Origin of the sequence: Aeromicrobium sp. CTD01-1L150 (assembly GCF_041951745.1) — a bacterium.
In the GTDB taxonomy this organism is placed as follows: Bacteria; Actinomycetota; Actinomycetes; order Propionibacteriales; family Nocardioidaceae; genus Aeromicrobium.
Map to the genome: position 1 here is coordinate 875,191 of NZ_CP169555.1, position 12,876 is coordinate 888,066.

General features: G+C 67.9%; 23 protein-coding genes. All 23 read left to right on the top strand.

Going from position 1 to position 12,876, the window contains the following annotated elements:
- Entirely contained in the window at positions 1–1,245 is a 1,245-nt protein-coding gene (locus ACEVFP_RS04255) for a sensor histidine kinase (protein WP_375002209.1), read from the top strand.
- Positions 1,209–1,859, top strand: coding sequence for a LuxR C-terminal-related transcriptional regulator (locus ACEVFP_RS04260; RefSeq protein WP_375002211.1), 651 nt, complete (start codon positions 1,209–1,211; stop codon positions 1,857–1,859). The genes ACEVFP_RS04255 and ACEVFP_RS04260 overlap by 37 nt, the downstream gene beginning before the upstream one ends.
- Before the next feature lie 90 nt (positions 1,860–1,949).
- Positions 1,950–2,873: a cation diffusion facilitator family transporter gene (locus tag ACEVFP_RS04265; RefSeq protein ID WP_375002212.1), complete on the top strand. Its 924-nt coding sequence runs from the start codon at positions 1,950–1,952 to the stop codon at positions 2,871–2,873.
- 346 nt (positions 2,874–3,219) lie between these two features.
- Positions 3,220–3,528, top strand: coding sequence for a 30S ribosomal protein S10 (gene rpsJ / locus ACEVFP_RS04270; protein ID WP_067859819.1), 309 nt, complete (start codon positions 3,220–3,222; stop codon positions 3,526–3,528).
- Between the two features lie 16 nt (positions 3,529–3,544).
- Positions 3,545–4,201: a 50S ribosomal protein L3 gene (gene rplC, locus ACEVFP_RS04275; RefSeq protein WP_375002214.1), complete on the top strand. Its 657-nt coding sequence runs from the start codon at positions 3,545–3,547 to the stop codon at positions 4,199–4,201.
- 4 nt (positions 4,202–4,205) lie between these two features.
- A complete protein-coding gene (rplD, locus tag ACEVFP_RS04280) occupies positions 4,206–5,219 on the top strand; it encodes a 50S ribosomal protein L4 (RefSeq protein ID WP_375002215.1) in 1,014 nt (337 codons plus the stop codon).
- Positions 5,216–5,518 carry a 50S ribosomal protein L23 gene (rplW, locus tag ACEVFP_RS04285; RefSeq protein WP_375002216.1) on the top strand — a complete coding sequence of 101 codons (303 nt, stop codon included), beginning with the start codon at positions 5,216–5,218 and terminating at the stop codon, positions 5,516–5,518. The genes rplD and rplW overlap by 4 nt, the downstream gene beginning before the upstream one ends.
- A gap of 13 nt (positions 5,519–5,531) precedes the next feature.
- On the top strand, positions 5,532–6,359 hold the full coding sequence (rplB, locus tag ACEVFP_RS04290; protein WP_375002218.1) for a 50S ribosomal protein L2: 828 nt from the start codon (positions 5,532–5,534) through the stop codon (positions 6,357–6,359).
- A gap of 14 nt (positions 6,360–6,373) precedes the next feature.
- Entirely contained in the window at positions 6,374–6,655 is a 282-nt protein-coding gene (gene rpsS, locus ACEVFP_RS04295) for a 30S ribosomal protein S19 (protein WP_375002219.1), read from the top strand.
- Positions 6,656–6,734: 79 nt separating this feature from the next.
- The gene (gene rplV, locus ACEVFP_RS04300) at positions 6,735–7,154 is read left to right on the top strand and encodes a 50S ribosomal protein L22 (RefSeq protein WP_375002221.1); all 420 of its coding nucleotides are present in this window, start codon (positions 6,735–6,737) and stop codon (positions 7,152–7,154) included.
- 2 nt (positions 7,155–7,156) lie between these two features.
- Entirely contained in the window at positions 7,157–8,023 is an 867-nt protein-coding gene (rpsC, locus tag ACEVFP_RS04305; protein ID WP_375002223.1) for a 30S ribosomal protein S3, read from the top strand.
- Positions 8,023–8,445, top strand: coding sequence for a 50S ribosomal protein L16 (gene rplP / locus ACEVFP_RS04310; RefSeq protein WP_375002224.1), 423 nt, complete (start codon positions 8,023–8,025; stop codon positions 8,443–8,445). The genes rpsC and rplP overlap by 1 nt, the downstream gene beginning before the upstream one ends.
- A complete protein-coding gene (rpmC, locus tag ACEVFP_RS04315) occupies positions 8,445–8,663 on the top strand; it encodes a 50S ribosomal protein L29 (RefSeq protein ID WP_375002226.1) in 219 nt (72 codons plus the stop codon). The genes rplP and rpmC overlap by 1 nt, the downstream gene beginning before the upstream one ends.
- Entirely contained in the window at positions 8,660–8,935 is a 276-nt protein-coding gene (gene rpsQ / locus ACEVFP_RS04320; RefSeq protein WP_375002227.1) for a 30S ribosomal protein S17, read from the top strand. The genes rpmC and rpsQ overlap by 4 nt, the downstream gene beginning before the upstream one ends.
- A gap of 7 nt (positions 8,936–8,942) precedes the next feature.
- Positions 8,943–9,311 (top strand): 50S ribosomal protein L14, encoded by a 369-nt coding sequence (rplN, locus tag ACEVFP_RS04325; RefSeq protein WP_375002230.1) that lies wholly within the window; start codon positions 8,943–8,945, stop codon positions 9,309–9,311.
- A gap of 1 nt (position 9,312) precedes the next feature.
- Positions 9,313–9,690, top strand: a complete 378-nt coding sequence (gene rplX, locus ACEVFP_RS04330; RefSeq protein ID WP_375002232.1) for a 50S ribosomal protein L24 — start codon at positions 9,313–9,315, stop codon at positions 9,688–9,690.
- 2 nt (positions 9,691–9,692) lie between these two features.
- On the top strand, positions 9,693–10,259 hold the full coding sequence (rplE, locus tag ACEVFP_RS04335; RefSeq protein ID WP_375002234.1) for a 50S ribosomal protein L5: 567 nt from the start codon (positions 9,693–9,695) through the stop codon (positions 10,257–10,259).
- Position 10,260: 1 nt separating this feature from the next.
- Positions 10,261–10,446, top strand: a complete 186-nt coding sequence (locus ACEVFP_RS04340) for a type Z 30S ribosomal protein S14 (protein ID WP_375002235.1) — start codon at positions 10,261–10,263, stop codon at positions 10,444–10,446.
- Positions 10,447–10,595: 149 nt separating this feature from the next.
- Entirely contained in the window at positions 10,596–11,003 is a 408-nt protein-coding gene (gene rpsH, locus ACEVFP_RS04345; RefSeq protein ID WP_375002237.1) for a 30S ribosomal protein S8, read from the top strand.
- 19 nt (positions 11,004–11,022) lie between these two features.
- Positions 11,023–11,565: a 50S ribosomal protein L6 gene (rplF, locus tag ACEVFP_RS04350; protein WP_375002238.1), complete on the top strand. Its 543-nt coding sequence runs from the start codon at positions 11,023–11,025 to the stop codon at positions 11,563–11,565.
- Positions 11,565–11,948 (top strand): 50S ribosomal protein L18, encoded by a 384-nt coding sequence (rplR, locus tag ACEVFP_RS04355; RefSeq protein ID WP_375002240.1) that lies wholly within the window; start codon positions 11,565–11,567, stop codon positions 11,946–11,948. The genes rplF and rplR overlap by 1 nt, the downstream gene beginning before the upstream one ends.
- A 118-nt stretch (positions 11,949–12,066) precedes the next feature.
- Complete coding sequence (gene rpsE / locus ACEVFP_RS04360; RefSeq protein WP_375002241.1) at positions 12,067–12,693, top strand: 30S ribosomal protein S5; 627 nt, start codon at positions 12,067–12,069, stop codon at positions 12,691–12,693.
- Positions 12,693–12,875 (top strand): 50S ribosomal protein L30, encoded by a 183-nt coding sequence (gene rpmD, locus ACEVFP_RS04365; protein WP_375002243.1) that lies wholly within the window; start codon positions 12,693–12,695, stop codon positions 12,873–12,875. Before rpsE ends, rpmD begins: the two co-directional genes overlap by 1 nt.
- The last annotated feature ends 1 nt before the right edge of the window (position 12,876 follow it).

Below are 12,876 nucleotides of genomic sequence, written 5' to 3' on the forward strand. Positions count from 1 at the left end.
GTGCTGACGTTTCCCGGTCCGTGGTCGCTGGACGTCGACGGCCTTCGCAGCCGGCTGGTCCTGACCGCGGTGGCAGGTGCCCAGTTCCTCGGCGGACTGCTGGTGGCACTACCACTTGCGATCCTGGTGACGGTCTCCCTGGCGACCGTGCCGGCGGTGGGAGTCGGCCTCCTGCTCCTGTTCGTGACGGTACCGCTGACGGGAGCGTGGGGATCCTGGCAGCGGCGTGTCGTCGGCGAGCTGCTGGACCGACCGGTCCCGGGCCACCACCTGGCCCCTGCCGCCAGCGGCCCGTGGCGCCGGATCATGACATGGCTGCGTGACCCGGTGCGTCGACGCGACCTGGCGCACGTGTGGTTCAGCGCGACGGTGGGGGCCGCGCTGAGCGGCCTGGTGGTCGTCGCCTTCGGGACGCCGATCACGCACCTGGTCCTGGGGATCGTGCTCGAGGAGTGGTCGTGGTGGTTCGCCGTCCTCACCGCGACGGCCGCGGTCATGCTGTGGTGGCTCCTCACCCCGGCGCTCGCCCGGTTGCGGCTCGGGATGGATGCGGCCATCCTCGGGGAGCGGCGCACCACGACGCTGCAGCGACGCGTCGAGCAGGTCACGCGTACCCGCGACGAGACGCTCGATCACTCCGCCGCCGAGGTGCGCAGGATCGAGCGTGACCTGCACGACGGTGCGCAGGCCCGGCTGGTCGCGCTGGGCATGCACCTGGGCATGGCGGAGGAGCTGCTGGAGACCGACCCGGCGGCCGCCGCCGAGCTGCTGGGTGAGGCGCGCGACTCGACGCAGGCGACGTTGGAGGAGCTGCGGGCCATCGTGCGGGCGATCCATCCTCCTCTGCTCGCCGACCGCGGGTTGGTCGGTGCGGTCGAGGCGCTCGCGCTCGAGCTGCCCGTCCCCGTCACGGTGACCGCCGAGCTCGACGACGCGTTGCCCGCACCGATCGAGTCTGCGGTCTACTTCGCGATCGCCGAGTGTCTGACGAACGTCGCCAAGCACGCCGGGGCGCAGCGCTGCTGGTTGGTGCTGCGCGGCGACGGGGTGCGGCTGGACGTGGTCGTCGGGGACGACGGCCGTGGAGGCGCCCACCCGCAGGGTGGCAGCGGCCTGGAAGGGCTGGAGCGACGACTCGCTGCCTTTGACGGCACGATGGAGGTCATCAGCCCCGTCGGAGGCGGGACGCGAGTCAGGATGGAGGTCCCGTGCGCGCCATCGTCGCGGAGGACAACGCGCTCCTGAGGGACGGGTTGATCCGTCTTCTGCAGGCCCATGAGATCGCGGTCGTCCACGCCGTCGACAGCGTGGACGGCCTCGTCGGCGCCGTGGGGGCGGTGCCGGACGTCGACGTCGTCATCACTGACATCCGCATGCCGCCGACCTTCACGACGGAGGGACTGCAGGCCGCCATCGACCTGCGGCGCGGGCGTCCCGACCTGCCGGTCCTCGTCCTGAGTCAGTTCGTGGAGCAGGTCTACGCCCGCGAGCTGATGAGCACCGGTCACGGTTCGGTGGGCTACTTGCTGAAGGATCGCGTCACACGAGTCTCGGAGTTCATTGACGACGTCCGTCGGGTGAGCGCCGGGGCGACGGTCCTCGACCCGCAGGTCGTCTCCGCGCTGGTCTCGAGCAGGGACGACGGCGGTCCACTGGACCGGCTCACGCCGCGTGAGCGGGAGGTGCTGGAGCTGATGGCGCAGGGCCGGTCCAACGCTGCCATCGCCCAGGCACTGGTGGTCACCGAGAAGGCCGTCGGCAAGCATGTCTCGAACGTCTTCATGAAGCTCGACCTGTCCCACCACGGGGACGACAACCGCCGCGTCCTGGCGGTCCTGAGGTTCCTGCAGTCGCGCTGACCGTCGCTGCAGGCGGCAATGGTTGTCGTGGGCGTCCTTTTGGCGGACACGTGCTCGTGTATTCCGCAATGGATCCGTAGCCTATTTCCCATGGGACACGGTCACAGTCATGCGCCGGCCGGGACCGGACTTCGCCACCGACGCCGACTCCTGCTCGTGCTCGCGTTGTCGGTCACGGTGCTCCTGGTGCAGGCCACCGTCGCCGTCATCACCGGCAGCCTGGCACTGCTCGCCGACGCCGCCCACATGCTCGGCGACTCCTTCGGCATCGTCCTGGCGCTCGCGGCCATCACCGTGGCGCAACGCGGCGGTGCACCGGGCTCGCGCCGTACCTTCGGGTACCACCGCACCGAGGTGCTCGCGGCCGGGCTGAACGGCCTGGTCCTGCTGGGGTTGTGCGCCTGGATCGTGTGGCAGGCGCTCGGGCGTCTCGGTGACGCCCCCGAGATTGCCGGCGTCCCGGTGCTGGCCGCCGGTGCGATCGGGCTGGCGGTCAACGTCGTCGGGCTCGTCCTGCTCCGGGCGGGTGCGCAGGAGAGTCTCAACGTCCGAGGGGCCTACCTGGAGGTCCTGGGCGACGCCCTCGGCTCGGTGGCGGTCATCGCCTCGGCGGTGGTGATCCTGCTGACCGGCTGGCACACGGCAGATCCGGTGGCGTCGTTGCTGATCGCGGCCATGATCGTGCCGCGGGCGCTCTCCTTGCTCAAGGACGTGGTGGAGGTGCTCCTGGAGGGCTCGCCCAAGGAAGTCGACCTGCGGGAGCTCCGCGCGCACATCCTGTCCCTCGACGGTGTCGTGGACGTCCACGACCTGCATGTCTGGACCATCACCTCGGGGATGCCGGTCATGAGCGCGCACGTGGTCGTCGACGACTCCATCGACGCGATGGGTGATGCGCACGACATCCTCGATCGGCTCGGCTCCTGCCTGTCCGAGCACTTCGACGTCGAGCACTCGACGTTCCAGATCGAGCCCGCCGGACATGTGGAGTCGGAGTCCCACGTCCACCACTGAGGCCGGCATCGGGCCAGGCGGATTTGTGTTTCCCCGTGGGCGTCTGTCAGACTAGTGCGGTTGCTCCGGCCGGTTCGCTGGGGCGCGCTCGCCCGGAACTCACGTCGGGACATCACGAGGGCGTCGCACGGTGACCGGCCTGACTGCTGCCAAGGCAGGCGACACGGACTCATCGTAGGCCGTGGCCCGGGACCAGCGGTCCAACCACCCAACTCCAGAAGTGTTGCGCATGCGCGCGGGCCAGACCGCGACACGCCCGACCTCGGGGTCCGGAGGGGAGTAGCCCCTTGCGGGTGGAACAGCCCACGAGCACAACCAGCTGACGAAGAGTAAGGACGAGCAGAGCATGGCGGGACAGAAGATCCGTATCCGGCTCAAGGCCTACGACCACGAGGTGATCGACACCTCCGCGCGCAAGATCGTCGACACGGTCACCCGTACGGGTGCATCCGTGGCAGGGCCTGTGCCGCTGCCCACGGAGAAGAACGTGTTCTGCGTGATCCGTTCGCCCCACAAGTACAAGGACAGCCGCGAGCACTTCGAGATGCGTACGCACAAGCGGCTCATCGACATCATCGACCCGACGCCCAAGACCGTCGACTCGCTCATGCGACTCGACCTGCCGGCCGGTGTCGACATCGAGATCAAGCTCTGAGGGGAACGACAGACCTATGAGCACCACCTCCACCGCGAACGCGCGCGGCCTGCTCGGCCGCAAGCTCGGCATGACCCAGGTGTGGGACGACAACGGTGTCGTCGTCCCCGTCACCGTGCTGGCTGCCGACACCAACGTCGTCACGCAGATCCGCACCCGTGAGAACGACGGCTACTCCGCCGTCCAGCTCGGCTTCGGTGAGATCGACGGCCGCAAGGTGAACAAGCCCGAGTCGGGCCACTTCGCCAAGGCCGGCGTCACGCCCCGCCGTCACGTCGTCGAGATCCGCACCGAGGCGATCGCCGACTACGAGCTCGGTCAGGAGATCTCCCCGGAGATCTTCGGTGCCGGCGAGAGCGTCGACGTCACCGCCACCAGCAAGGGCAAGGGCTTCGCCGGCGTCATGAAGCGCCATGGCTTTGCCGGTGTGGGCGCCTCCCACGGTGCCCACCGCAACCACCGCAAGCCTGGCTCGATCGGTGGCTGCGCCACCCCGGGTCGAGTCTTCAAGGGCCTGCGCATGGCCGGACACATGGGTGCGGACACCGTCACCACGCAGAACCTCACCGTCCATGCGGTCGACGTCGACAAGGGCGTCATCCTCATCAAGGGTGCTGTCCCCGGTCCCAAGGGCGGTCTCGTCGTGGTCCGCTCTGCCGCGAAGGGAGCCTGAATCCATGGTCACTCGTATCGATGCGGACCTGCCCGTCGACCTCTTCGGCGTGCAGACCAACGTCCCGCTCATCCACCAGGTCGTCACGGCCCAGCTCGCCGCTGCCCGTCAGGGCACCCACGACGTCAAGTCGCGTGGTGAGGTCCGTGGTGGCGGCAAGAAGCCGTACCGCCAGAAGGGCACCGGTCGCGCTCGCCAGGGCTCGATCCGCGCGCCGCAGTACGCCGGCGGTGGCATCGTGCACGGCCCGACGCCGCGCAGCTACGAGCAGCGCACACCCAAGAAGATGAAGGCCGCCGCCCTGCGCGGTGCCCTCTCGGACCGGGCCCGCAGCGGTCGACTGCACGTCGTGGAGTCCCTCGTCACCGGCGACGCGCCCTCCACCAAGGCTGCCGTCGCCGCCGTCTCCGAGCTCATCGGCAGCGCGGCGGGGGTGCCGGGTCGTGGGCGGCGCAAGGCGCCGCGCGTGCTCGTCGTCGTCGAGCGTGAGGACGCGATCACCGCCAAGAGCCTGCGCAACGTCAAGGACGTCGAGCTGATCACCGACGACCAGCTCAACACCTACGACGTGGTGCGCAGCGACGACGTCGTGTTCACCAAGTCCGCCTTCGACGCCTTCGTGGCCGCCCGTTCGGCCGAGGGGACCGAGACGGTCACGCTGAGCAAGGCAGTCCTCGAGGCAGACGCAGCACCGGCCAAGAAGGCACCGGCCAAGAAGGCACCGGCCAAGAAGGCAGCTGCCGAGACGGCGCCGGCCGCCGAGGCTGCGCCCGCTGCCGAGCCCGCGGCCACCGAGGTCACAGGCGCGACCAAGACCCAGCCGTACGGTCCCGGGTCCAAGGCGCCCCTCAAGAGCGGCAACGCTCCCAAGGGTCACGAGGTCAAGGGCAACGTCGACTCGATGACGTTCCACACGCCCGACAGCCCGGCCTACGAGCAGGCCGAGGCCGAGGTCTGGTTCGACACCGAGGAGACCGCCCAGGCGGCCGGCTTCACCAAGGCAGGAGAGGACGCATGAGCACGCTGCACAAGGACGCACGTGATGTGCTGATCGCCCCCGTCGTCAGCGAGAAGAGCTACAACCTGCTCGACGACAACAAGTACACGTTCCTGGTGCGCCCGGACGCCAACAAGACGGAGATCAAGATCGCCGTCGAGAGCGTCTTCGGCGTCAAGGTGACCGCGGTGAACACGATCAACCGCAAGGGCAAGGTGCGCCGTACGCGCACCGGCCTCGGCAAGCGCAAGGACACCAAGCGCGCGATCGTCAGCGTGGCCGCCGGCCAGAGCATCGACATCTTCTCGAGCCCGAGCTGAGGTAGAGCAGACCATGGCAATTCGCAAGCACAAGCCGACCACGCCGGGTCGTCGCGGTTCATCCGTCGCCGACTTCGCCGAGGTCACCCGCACCACGCCGGAGAAGTCCCTGCTGGAGCCGCTGCCCAAGAAGGGCGGTCGCAACAACCAGGGTCGGATCACGACGCGTCACCAGGGCGGCGGTCACAAGCGCGCCTACCGCGTCATCGACTTCAAGCGCTACGACAAGGACGGCGTGCCGGCCACGGTCGCTCACATCGAGTACGACCCCAACCGCACCGCCCGGATCGCCCTGCTGCACTACGCCGACGGGGAGAAGCGCTACATCATCGCTCCCGACGGCATCCGTCAGGGCCAGCGGGTCGAGGCCGGCGTGGGTGCCGACATCAAGACCGGAAACAACCTGCCGCTGCGCAACATCCCCGTGGGCTCGATGATCCACGCCGTGGAGCTGCGCCCCGGCGGTGGCGCCAAGATGGGCCGCTCGGCAGGCTCGCGCGTGCAGCTCGTCGCCAAGGAGGGCAGCCGCGCCCAGGTGCGCCTGCCCTCGGGCGAGATGCGCTACGTCGACGTCCGCTGCCGCGCCACGCTGGGCGAGGTCGGCAACGCCGAGCAGTCCAACATCAACTGGGGCAAGGCGGGCCGCAACCGCTGGAAGGGCAAGCGCCCGACCGTGCGCGGTGTCGTCATGAACCCGGTCGACCACCCGCACGGTGGTGGCGAGGGCAAGACCTCCGGTGGTCGCCACCCGGTCAGCCCGTGGGGCAAGCCCGAGGGCCGTACGCGCAAGCGCAAGGCCAGTGACCAGATGATCGTCCGCCGCCGCAAGTCCGGCCGCTGAGAGAGGACCTGCCCATGCCACGCAGTCTGAAGAAGGGTCCCTTCGTCGACGGCCACCTCACCAAGAAGGTGGACGCCCAGAACGAAGCCGGGACCCACAACGTGATCAAGACCTGGTCGCGTCGCTCGATGATCCTGCCGTCCTTCATCGGACACACGATCGCCGTGCACGACGGCCGCAAGCACGTCCCGGTGTTCATCACCGACTCGATGGTGGGACACAAGCTCGGAGAGTTTGCCCCGACCCGTACGTTCCGCGGTCACGAGAAGGACGACCGAAAGGCCAAGAGGCGATGAGCGAGCGTCAGCGAGCGAACAATCAGGATGTCGTCATGACGGCATCGACTACTCTCACGACCTTCGAGGCGGTGTCGTCATGACCGCAGCTACCCGTAACAACATCAGCGCACGGCGAGAGCGCCTGCTGGGCGATGCCCCCGGCGCCTTCGCCGTGGCCCGCTTCGTCCGTGTCACGCCGCTGAAGTCGCGTCGTGTCGCCGACCTGATCCGCGGCCTGGAGGTCGACGAGGCCCTCGCGCTCCTGCAGTTCGCGCCGCAGGCCGTCGCGCAGGACTTCCACAAGCTGGTCTCCTCCGCAGTCGCCAACGCCGAGACCACCGAGGACCTGGACGCCTCCGACCTCGTGATCTCGACCGTGCTGGTCGAGGAGGGGCCGACGATGAAGCGCTGGCGCCCTCGCGCCAAGGGCGCGGCCAACCGCATCCTCAAGCGCAGCAGCCACCTGACCGTCGTCGTCCAGCCGGCCGACACCATCCAGAAGAAGGGCGGGAACTGAGCATGGGTCAGAAGATCAACCCGCATGGCTTCCGACTCGGCGTCTCGACCGACCACAAGAGCCGCTGGTACGCCGACAAGCTGTACAGCAACTACGTCGGTGAGGACGTCAAGATCCGCAAGCTGCTGACCCACGGCATGGACCGTGCCGGTATCAGCAAGGTCGAGATCGAGCGCACGCGTGATCGCGTTCGCGTCGACATCCACACCGCGCGTCCCGGCATCGTCATCGGTCGCCGTGGCGCCGAGGCCGACCGCATCCGCGGCAGCCTGGAGAAGCTCACCGGCAAGCAGGTCCAGCTGAACATCCTGGAGGTCAAGGCCCCCGAGATGGATGCCCAGCTCGTGGCCCAGGGCGTCGCGGAGCAGCTCAGCGGTCGTGTGCAGTTCCGCCGGGCCATGCGCAAGGCGATGCAGACCACGATGCGTTCGGGTGCCAAGGGCATCCGGATCCAGTGCTCCGGCCGTCTCGGTGGTGCCGAGATGAGCCGCTCGGAGTTCTACCGTGAGGGCCGCGTGCCCCTGCACACGCTGCGCGCGGACGTGGACTACGGCTTCTACGAGGCCCGCACGACCTTCGGCCGCATCGGCGTGAAGGTCTGGATCTACAAGGGTGAGGTCGCCGGTACTCGCGCCGAGCGTGAGGCCGAGGCCGCCAAGCGCGCCGCCGCTCCGGGGCGCTCCCGCCCGCAGCGTGGACGCCGTCCCGCCCGCGAGGGTGCTGGTCGCGACGGTGGCCAGCAGGGCCGCGCCGAGCAGCCAGCAGCGGCGCCCCAGGGCGACGCGCCGACGGCTCCGGCCGAGGCCGCGCAGGACGACGCTGCTCAGAACAACCTGGCGCAGCCAGCCGCGGAAGGAGGGCAGAGCTGATGCTGATGCCCCGCAGGGTCAAGTACCGCAAGCAGCACCACCCCAAGCGCCGCGGCATGGCCAAGGGTGGAACCGAGCTCACCTTCGGTGAGTACGGCATCCAGGCGGTCGAGGGTCACTACGTGACCAACCGTCAGATCGAGTCTGCTCGTATTGCGATGACCCGACACATCAAGCGTGGCGGAAAGGTGTGGATCAACATCTACCCCGACCGTCCACTGACCAAGAAGCCCGCTGAGACCCGCATGGGCTCCGGCAAGGGCTCGCCCGAGTGGTGGGTCGCCAACGTCAAGCCCGGACGCATCATGTTCGAGCTGTCGGGTGTCTCCGAGGAGGTCGCCCGTGAGGCGATGCGGCGCGCCATCCACAAGCTGCCGATGAAGGCCCGTTTCATCAGCCGCGAGACCGAGGGAGGCATGTGATGTCGAAGACGACCGCTGCTGACCTGCGCGAGCTGGACGCCGACGCACTGGCGGACAAGCTGCGTGAGACCAAGGAAGAGCTGTTCAACCTGCGTTTCCAGAACGCCACCGGACAGCTCGACAACACGGCCCGTCTCAAGACCGTCCGGCGCGAGATCGCTCGGGTCTACACGGTTCTGCGCGAGCGCGAGCTCGGGATCATCGAGGTGGACGCATGAATGACAAGGAAGAGACTGTGGAGCGTACGACACGCAAGGTCCGTACGGGCCTGGTGGTGAGCGACAAGATGGACAAGACCGTGGTCGTGTCCGTCGAGGACCGCATCACGCACGGGCTGTACGGCAAGGTGCTGCGACGCAACACCAAGCTCAAGGTCCACGACGAGCAGAACGCAGCCGGCGTCGGCGACCGCGTCCTCATCAACGAGACGCGACCGCTGTCGGCCACGAAGCGGTGGCGTCTCGTGGAGATCCTCGAGAAGGCGAAGTGAGAGACAGATGATCCAGCAGGAGTCGCGACTCAAGGTCGCCGACAACACTGGTGCCAAGGAGATCCTGTGCATCCGTGTTCTCGGCGGATCCGGTCGGCGCTACGCCGGCATCGGCGACACCATCGTCGCCACCGTCAAGGACGCCATCCCCGGCGGCAACGTCAAGAAGGGTGACGTCATCAAGGCCGTCATCGTGCGCACCGCCAAGGAGCGCCGCCGTCCCGATGGCTCATACATCAAGTTCGACGAGAACGCCGCCGTCATCCTCAAGACTGACGGCGACCCGCGCGGAACCCGCATCTTCGGCCCGGTCGGCCGCGAGCTGCGTGACAAGAAGTTCATGCGCATCATCTCGCTCGCTCCGGAGGTGCTCTGACATGAGCAACAACAACAAGACCCTCGCCATCAAGAAGGGTGACCAGGTCAAGGTCATCGCCGGCGCCGACAAGGGTGTCGTGGGCTCGGTCATCCAGGTCCTCGCGGACCGTGACCGGGTCATCGTCGAGGGTGTCAACCGCGTCAAGCGGCACACCCGCACCGGCACCGATGGCGGCGCCAACACCGGCGGCATCATCACCAGCGAGGCTGCTGTGCACGTCTCCAACGTGATGCTCGTGGTGGATGCCGACGGCGACAAGACCACCACGCGCGTCGGCTTTCGTCGCGACGAGGTCACCAAGACCCGCAGTGACGGGTCCAGCTACCCCGCGCACCGCAGCGTGCGCATCGCCAGCAAGACCGGGAAGGAGATCTGAGCATGGTCGAGACCACAGCCGCCACCACGCCTCGCCTGAAGGCACGGTACCGCGAGGAGATCCTTCCCGCGCTGCAGGAGCAGTTCGCCCACGGCAACGTCATGCAGGTCCCGGGCCTGACCAAGATCGTGGTCAACATGGGCGTCGGCGAGGCTGCTCGTGACGGCAAGCTCATCGAGGGAGCCCTGCGCGACCTCACGGCCATCACCGGCCAGAAGCCGCAGGTCACCAAGGCCCGCAAGTCGATCGCGCAGTTCAAGCTGCGTGAAGGGATGCCGATCGGCGTCCACGCCACGCTGCGTGGCGATCGCATGTGGGAGTTCCTCGACCGCCTCCTGACGCTCGCGCTCCCGCGCATCCGCGACTTCCGGGGCCTGAGCCCCAAGCAGTTCGACGGCCGGGGCAACTACACGTTCGGGCTGACCGAGCAGGTCATGTTCCACGAGATCGACCAGGACAAGATCGATCGGTCGCGGGGCATGGACATCACGGTCGTCACCACGGCCACGAACGACGACGAGGGTCGGGCACTGCTGAAGCAGCTCGGCTTCCCCTTCAAGGAGAACTGACATGGCGAAGACCGGTCTGAGGAACAAGGCGGCCCGCAAGCCCAAGTTCGCGGTGCGTGGCTACACGCGCTGCCAGCGTTGCGGCCGACCCAAGTCCGTCTACCGCAAGTTCGGCCTGTGCCGCATCTGCCTGCGCGAGATGGCACACCGCGGCGAGCTGCCCGGAGTGACGAAGTCCTCCTGGTAGTAGAGCGTGACGAAGTCCTCCTGGTGACGGAGCGTCACCTGGAGCAGCTGGCAACTCACCCCCTGACGCAGTAGGTCCCCTCCCACTCGCCCCCCTTTCAGGGTTCACGAGGACGAGACGGAAACCGCAGCGAGAAACGGAAACACACCATGACGATGACCGACCCGATCGCGGATCTGCTCACGCGGATCCGCAACGGCAACCAGGCCTACCACGACGAGATCGTGGCGCCCTACAGCAAGCTCAAGGAGGGCGTTGTCGCCCTGCTGAAGCAGGAGGGTTTCATCACCGACTTCTCCGTCACCGAGCCCGGTGAGGGAGAGGTCGGCAAGACCCTGCACGTCACCCTCAAGTACGGTCCGCAGCGCGAGCGCTCGATCGCCGGCATCCGCCGCATCAGCAAGCCCGGTCTGCGGGTCTACGCCAAGTCCACCAACCTGCCCAAGGTGCTCGGTGGGCTCGGCGTCGCCATCATCTCGACGAGCCACGGTCTCCTCACGGACCGTCAGGCCACGACCCAGAACGTAGGCGGAGAAGTTCTCGCCTACGTCTGGTGAGACGCAAAGGAGACGAGTCATGTCGCGCATCGGCAAGCTGCCCGTCGCCGTTCCTTCCGGCGTCGAGGTGACCATCGAGGGCCAGTACGTGCACGTCAAGGGCCCCAAGGGCGAGCTGTCGCACACCGTGGCCGAGCCCATCACCGTCACGCGCGGTGAGGACGGCGCTCTGGACGTGCAGCGTCCCGACGACGAGCGTGAGAGCAAGGCCTTGCACGGCCTGAGCCGCACGCTCATCAACAACATGGTCGTCGGTGTCACTGACGGCTACGAGAAGAAGCTGGAGATCGTGGGCGTCGGGTACCGCGTCCTGGCCAAGGGCCCGCAGGCGATCGAGCTGAACCTCGGCTACAGCCACCCGGTGCCGTTCGAGGCGCCGGAGGGCATCACCTTCACGGTGGAGTCCCCGACGAAGCTGACGGTGCAGGGCATCGACAAGCAGGTGGTCGGTGAGGTCGCCGCGAACATCCGCAAGATCCGCAAGCCCGAGCCCTACAAGGGCAAGGGCGTGCGCTACGCCGGCGAGCGCATCCTGCGCAAGGCTGGAAAGGCTGGTAAGTGATGGCCATCTCGATCAAGCAGGTCAAGGGTCGTTCGAGTCGCGCCACGTCGCGCGCCCGTCGCCAGATCCGTGGCCGCAAGAAGCTGCACGGATCGGCCGAGCGTCCGCGTCTGGTCGTGACCCGCTCCAGCAAGCACATCGTCGCCCAGGTCGTCAACGACCTGGAAGGTCACACGCTGGTCTCCGCCTCGACGCTCGAGGCCGACCTGCGTGCCACCGACGGCGACAAGACTGCCAAGGCGCGCAAGGTCGGTGAGCTGGTGGCGGACCGCGCGAAGGCCGCCGGCATCGAGTCGGTCGTCTTCGACCGCGCCGGCAACCGCTACGCCGGACGCATCGCGGCACTCGCCGACGGTGCCCGCGAGGGTGGACTGGAGTTCTGATGATCAACACATACGTCAACGAGAACGGGAGTGCCGCAGTGAGCGAGCGCCAGCGAGCGAACCGACAGCACCTCGTGCGACCGCGTTCCTACGGTGGATTTTTTGAGGACGTGATCGCATGAGCGCCCAGCAGCGTCGCGGAGGCGGCGACCGTCGTGGTGGCCGCGGGGACCGCGGCGGCGACAAGAGCAACTACATCGAGAAGGTCGTCACGATCAACCGTGTCGCCAAGGTCGTCAAGGGTGGTCGGCGCTTCAGCTTCACCGCCCTGGTGATCGTCGGTGACGGCGACGGTCAGGTCGGCGTCGGCTACGGCAAGGCCAAGGAGGTCCCCACGGCGATCTCCAAGGGTGTCGAGGAGGCGAAGAAGAGCTTCTTCCGCGTCCCGCGCATCCAGGGCACCATCCCGCACCCGGTCACGGGCGAGAAGGCGGCTGGCGTCGTCTTCCTGCGTCCCGCATCGCCCGGTACCGGTGTCATCGCCGGTGGCCCGGTGCGTGCGGTGCTGGAGGCCGCGGGCGTGCACGACGTCCTGAGCAAGTCGCTCGGCTCGTCCAACGCGATCAACATCGTCCACGCGACGGTCGAGGCCCTGCGTGGGCTGGAGTCGCCGCAGGACGTCGCGTCGCGTCGAGGCCTGTCGGTCGAGGACGTCGCTCCGGCGGCGCTGCTCAAGGCCGAGGCCGCGGGCGTCGAGGAGGCCAAGGCCGAGCAGGCCGAGAAGGCCGCTGGGGTTGGTTCCTGATGGCGCGGCTGCAGGTCACCCAGGTTCGTTCGGCGATCGGTCGCGGCCAGAGCCAGCGAGGCACGTTGCGCTCGCTGGGTCTCAAGCGCATCGGCGACGTCGTCGTCAAGGATGATCGTCCAGAGATCCGCGGCATGGTCGAGACCATCCCGCATCTCGTGGACGTCGAGGAGGTTGAGTGAG

Coding starts and splice junctions, on each gene's coding strand:
- ACEVFP_RS04265 (WP_375002212.1), top strand. CDS start 1,950: ATGGGACACGGTCACAGTCATGCGCCGGCCGGGACCGGACTTCGCCAC.
- rpsJ (WP_067859819.1), top strand. CDS start 3,220: ATGGCGGGACAGAAGATCCGTATCCGGCTCAAGGCCTACGACCACGAG.
- rplC (WP_375002214.1), top strand. CDS start 3,545: ATGAGCACCACCTCCACCGCGAACGCGCGCGGCCTGCTCGGCCGCAAG.
- rplD (WP_375002215.1), top strand. CDS start 4,206: ATGGTCACTCGTATCGATGCGGACCTGCCCGTCGACCTCTTCGGCGTG.
- rplW (WP_375002216.1), top strand. CDS start 5,216: ATGAGCACGCTGCACAAGGACGCACGTGATGTGCTGATCGCCCCCGTC.
- rplB (WP_375002218.1), top strand. CDS start 5,532: ATGGCAATTCGCAAGCACAAGCCGACCACGCCGGGTCGTCGCGGTTCA.
- rpsS (WP_375002219.1), top strand. CDS start 6,374: ATGCCACGCAGTCTGAAGAAGGGTCCCTTCGTCGACGGCCACCTCACC.
- rplV (WP_375002221.1), top strand. CDS start 6,735: ATGACCGCAGCTACCCGTAACAACATCAGCGCACGGCGAGAGCGCCTG.
- rpsC (WP_375002223.1), top strand. CDS start 7,157: ATGGGTCAGAAGATCAACCCGCATGGCTTCCGACTCGGCGTCTCGACC.
- rplP (WP_375002224.1), top strand. CDS start 8,023: ATGCTGATGCCCCGCAGGGTCAAGTACCGCAAGCAGCACCACCCCAAG.
- rpmC (WP_375002226.1), top strand. CDS start 8,445: ATGTCGAAGACGACCGCTGCTGACCTGCGCGAGCTGGACGCCGACGCA.
- rpsQ (WP_375002227.1), top strand. CDS start 8,660: ATGAATGACAAGGAAGAGACTGTGGAGCGTACGACACGCAAGGTCCGT.
- rplN (WP_375002230.1), top strand. CDS start 8,943: ATGATCCAGCAGGAGTCGCGACTCAAGGTCGCCGACAACACTGGTGCC.
- rplX (WP_375002232.1), top strand. CDS start 9,313: ATGAGCAACAACAACAAGACCCTCGCCATCAAGAAGGGTGACCAGGTC.
- rplE (WP_375002234.1), top strand. CDS start 9,693: ATGGTCGAGACCACAGCCGCCACCACGCCTCGCCTGAAGGCACGGTAC.
- ACEVFP_RS04340 (WP_375002235.1), top strand. CDS start 10,261: ATGGCGAAGACCGGTCTGAGGAACAAGGCGGCCCGCAAGCCCAAGTTC.
- rpsH (WP_375002237.1), top strand. CDS start 10,596: ATGACGATGACCGACCCGATCGCGGATCTGCTCACGCGGATCCGCAAC.
- rplF (WP_375002238.1), top strand. CDS start 11,023: ATGTCGCGCATCGGCAAGCTGCCCGTCGCCGTTCCTTCCGGCGTCGAG.
- rplR (WP_375002240.1), top strand. CDS start 11,565: ATGGCCATCTCGATCAAGCAGGTCAAGGGTCGTTCGAGTCGCGCCACG.
- rpsE (WP_375002241.1), top strand. CDS start 12,067: ATGAGCGCCCAGCAGCGTCGCGGAGGCGGCGACCGTCGTGGTGGCCGC.
- rpmD (WP_375002243.1), top strand. CDS start 12,693: ATGGCGCGGCTGCAGGTCACCCAGGTTCGTTCGGCGATCGGTCGCGGC.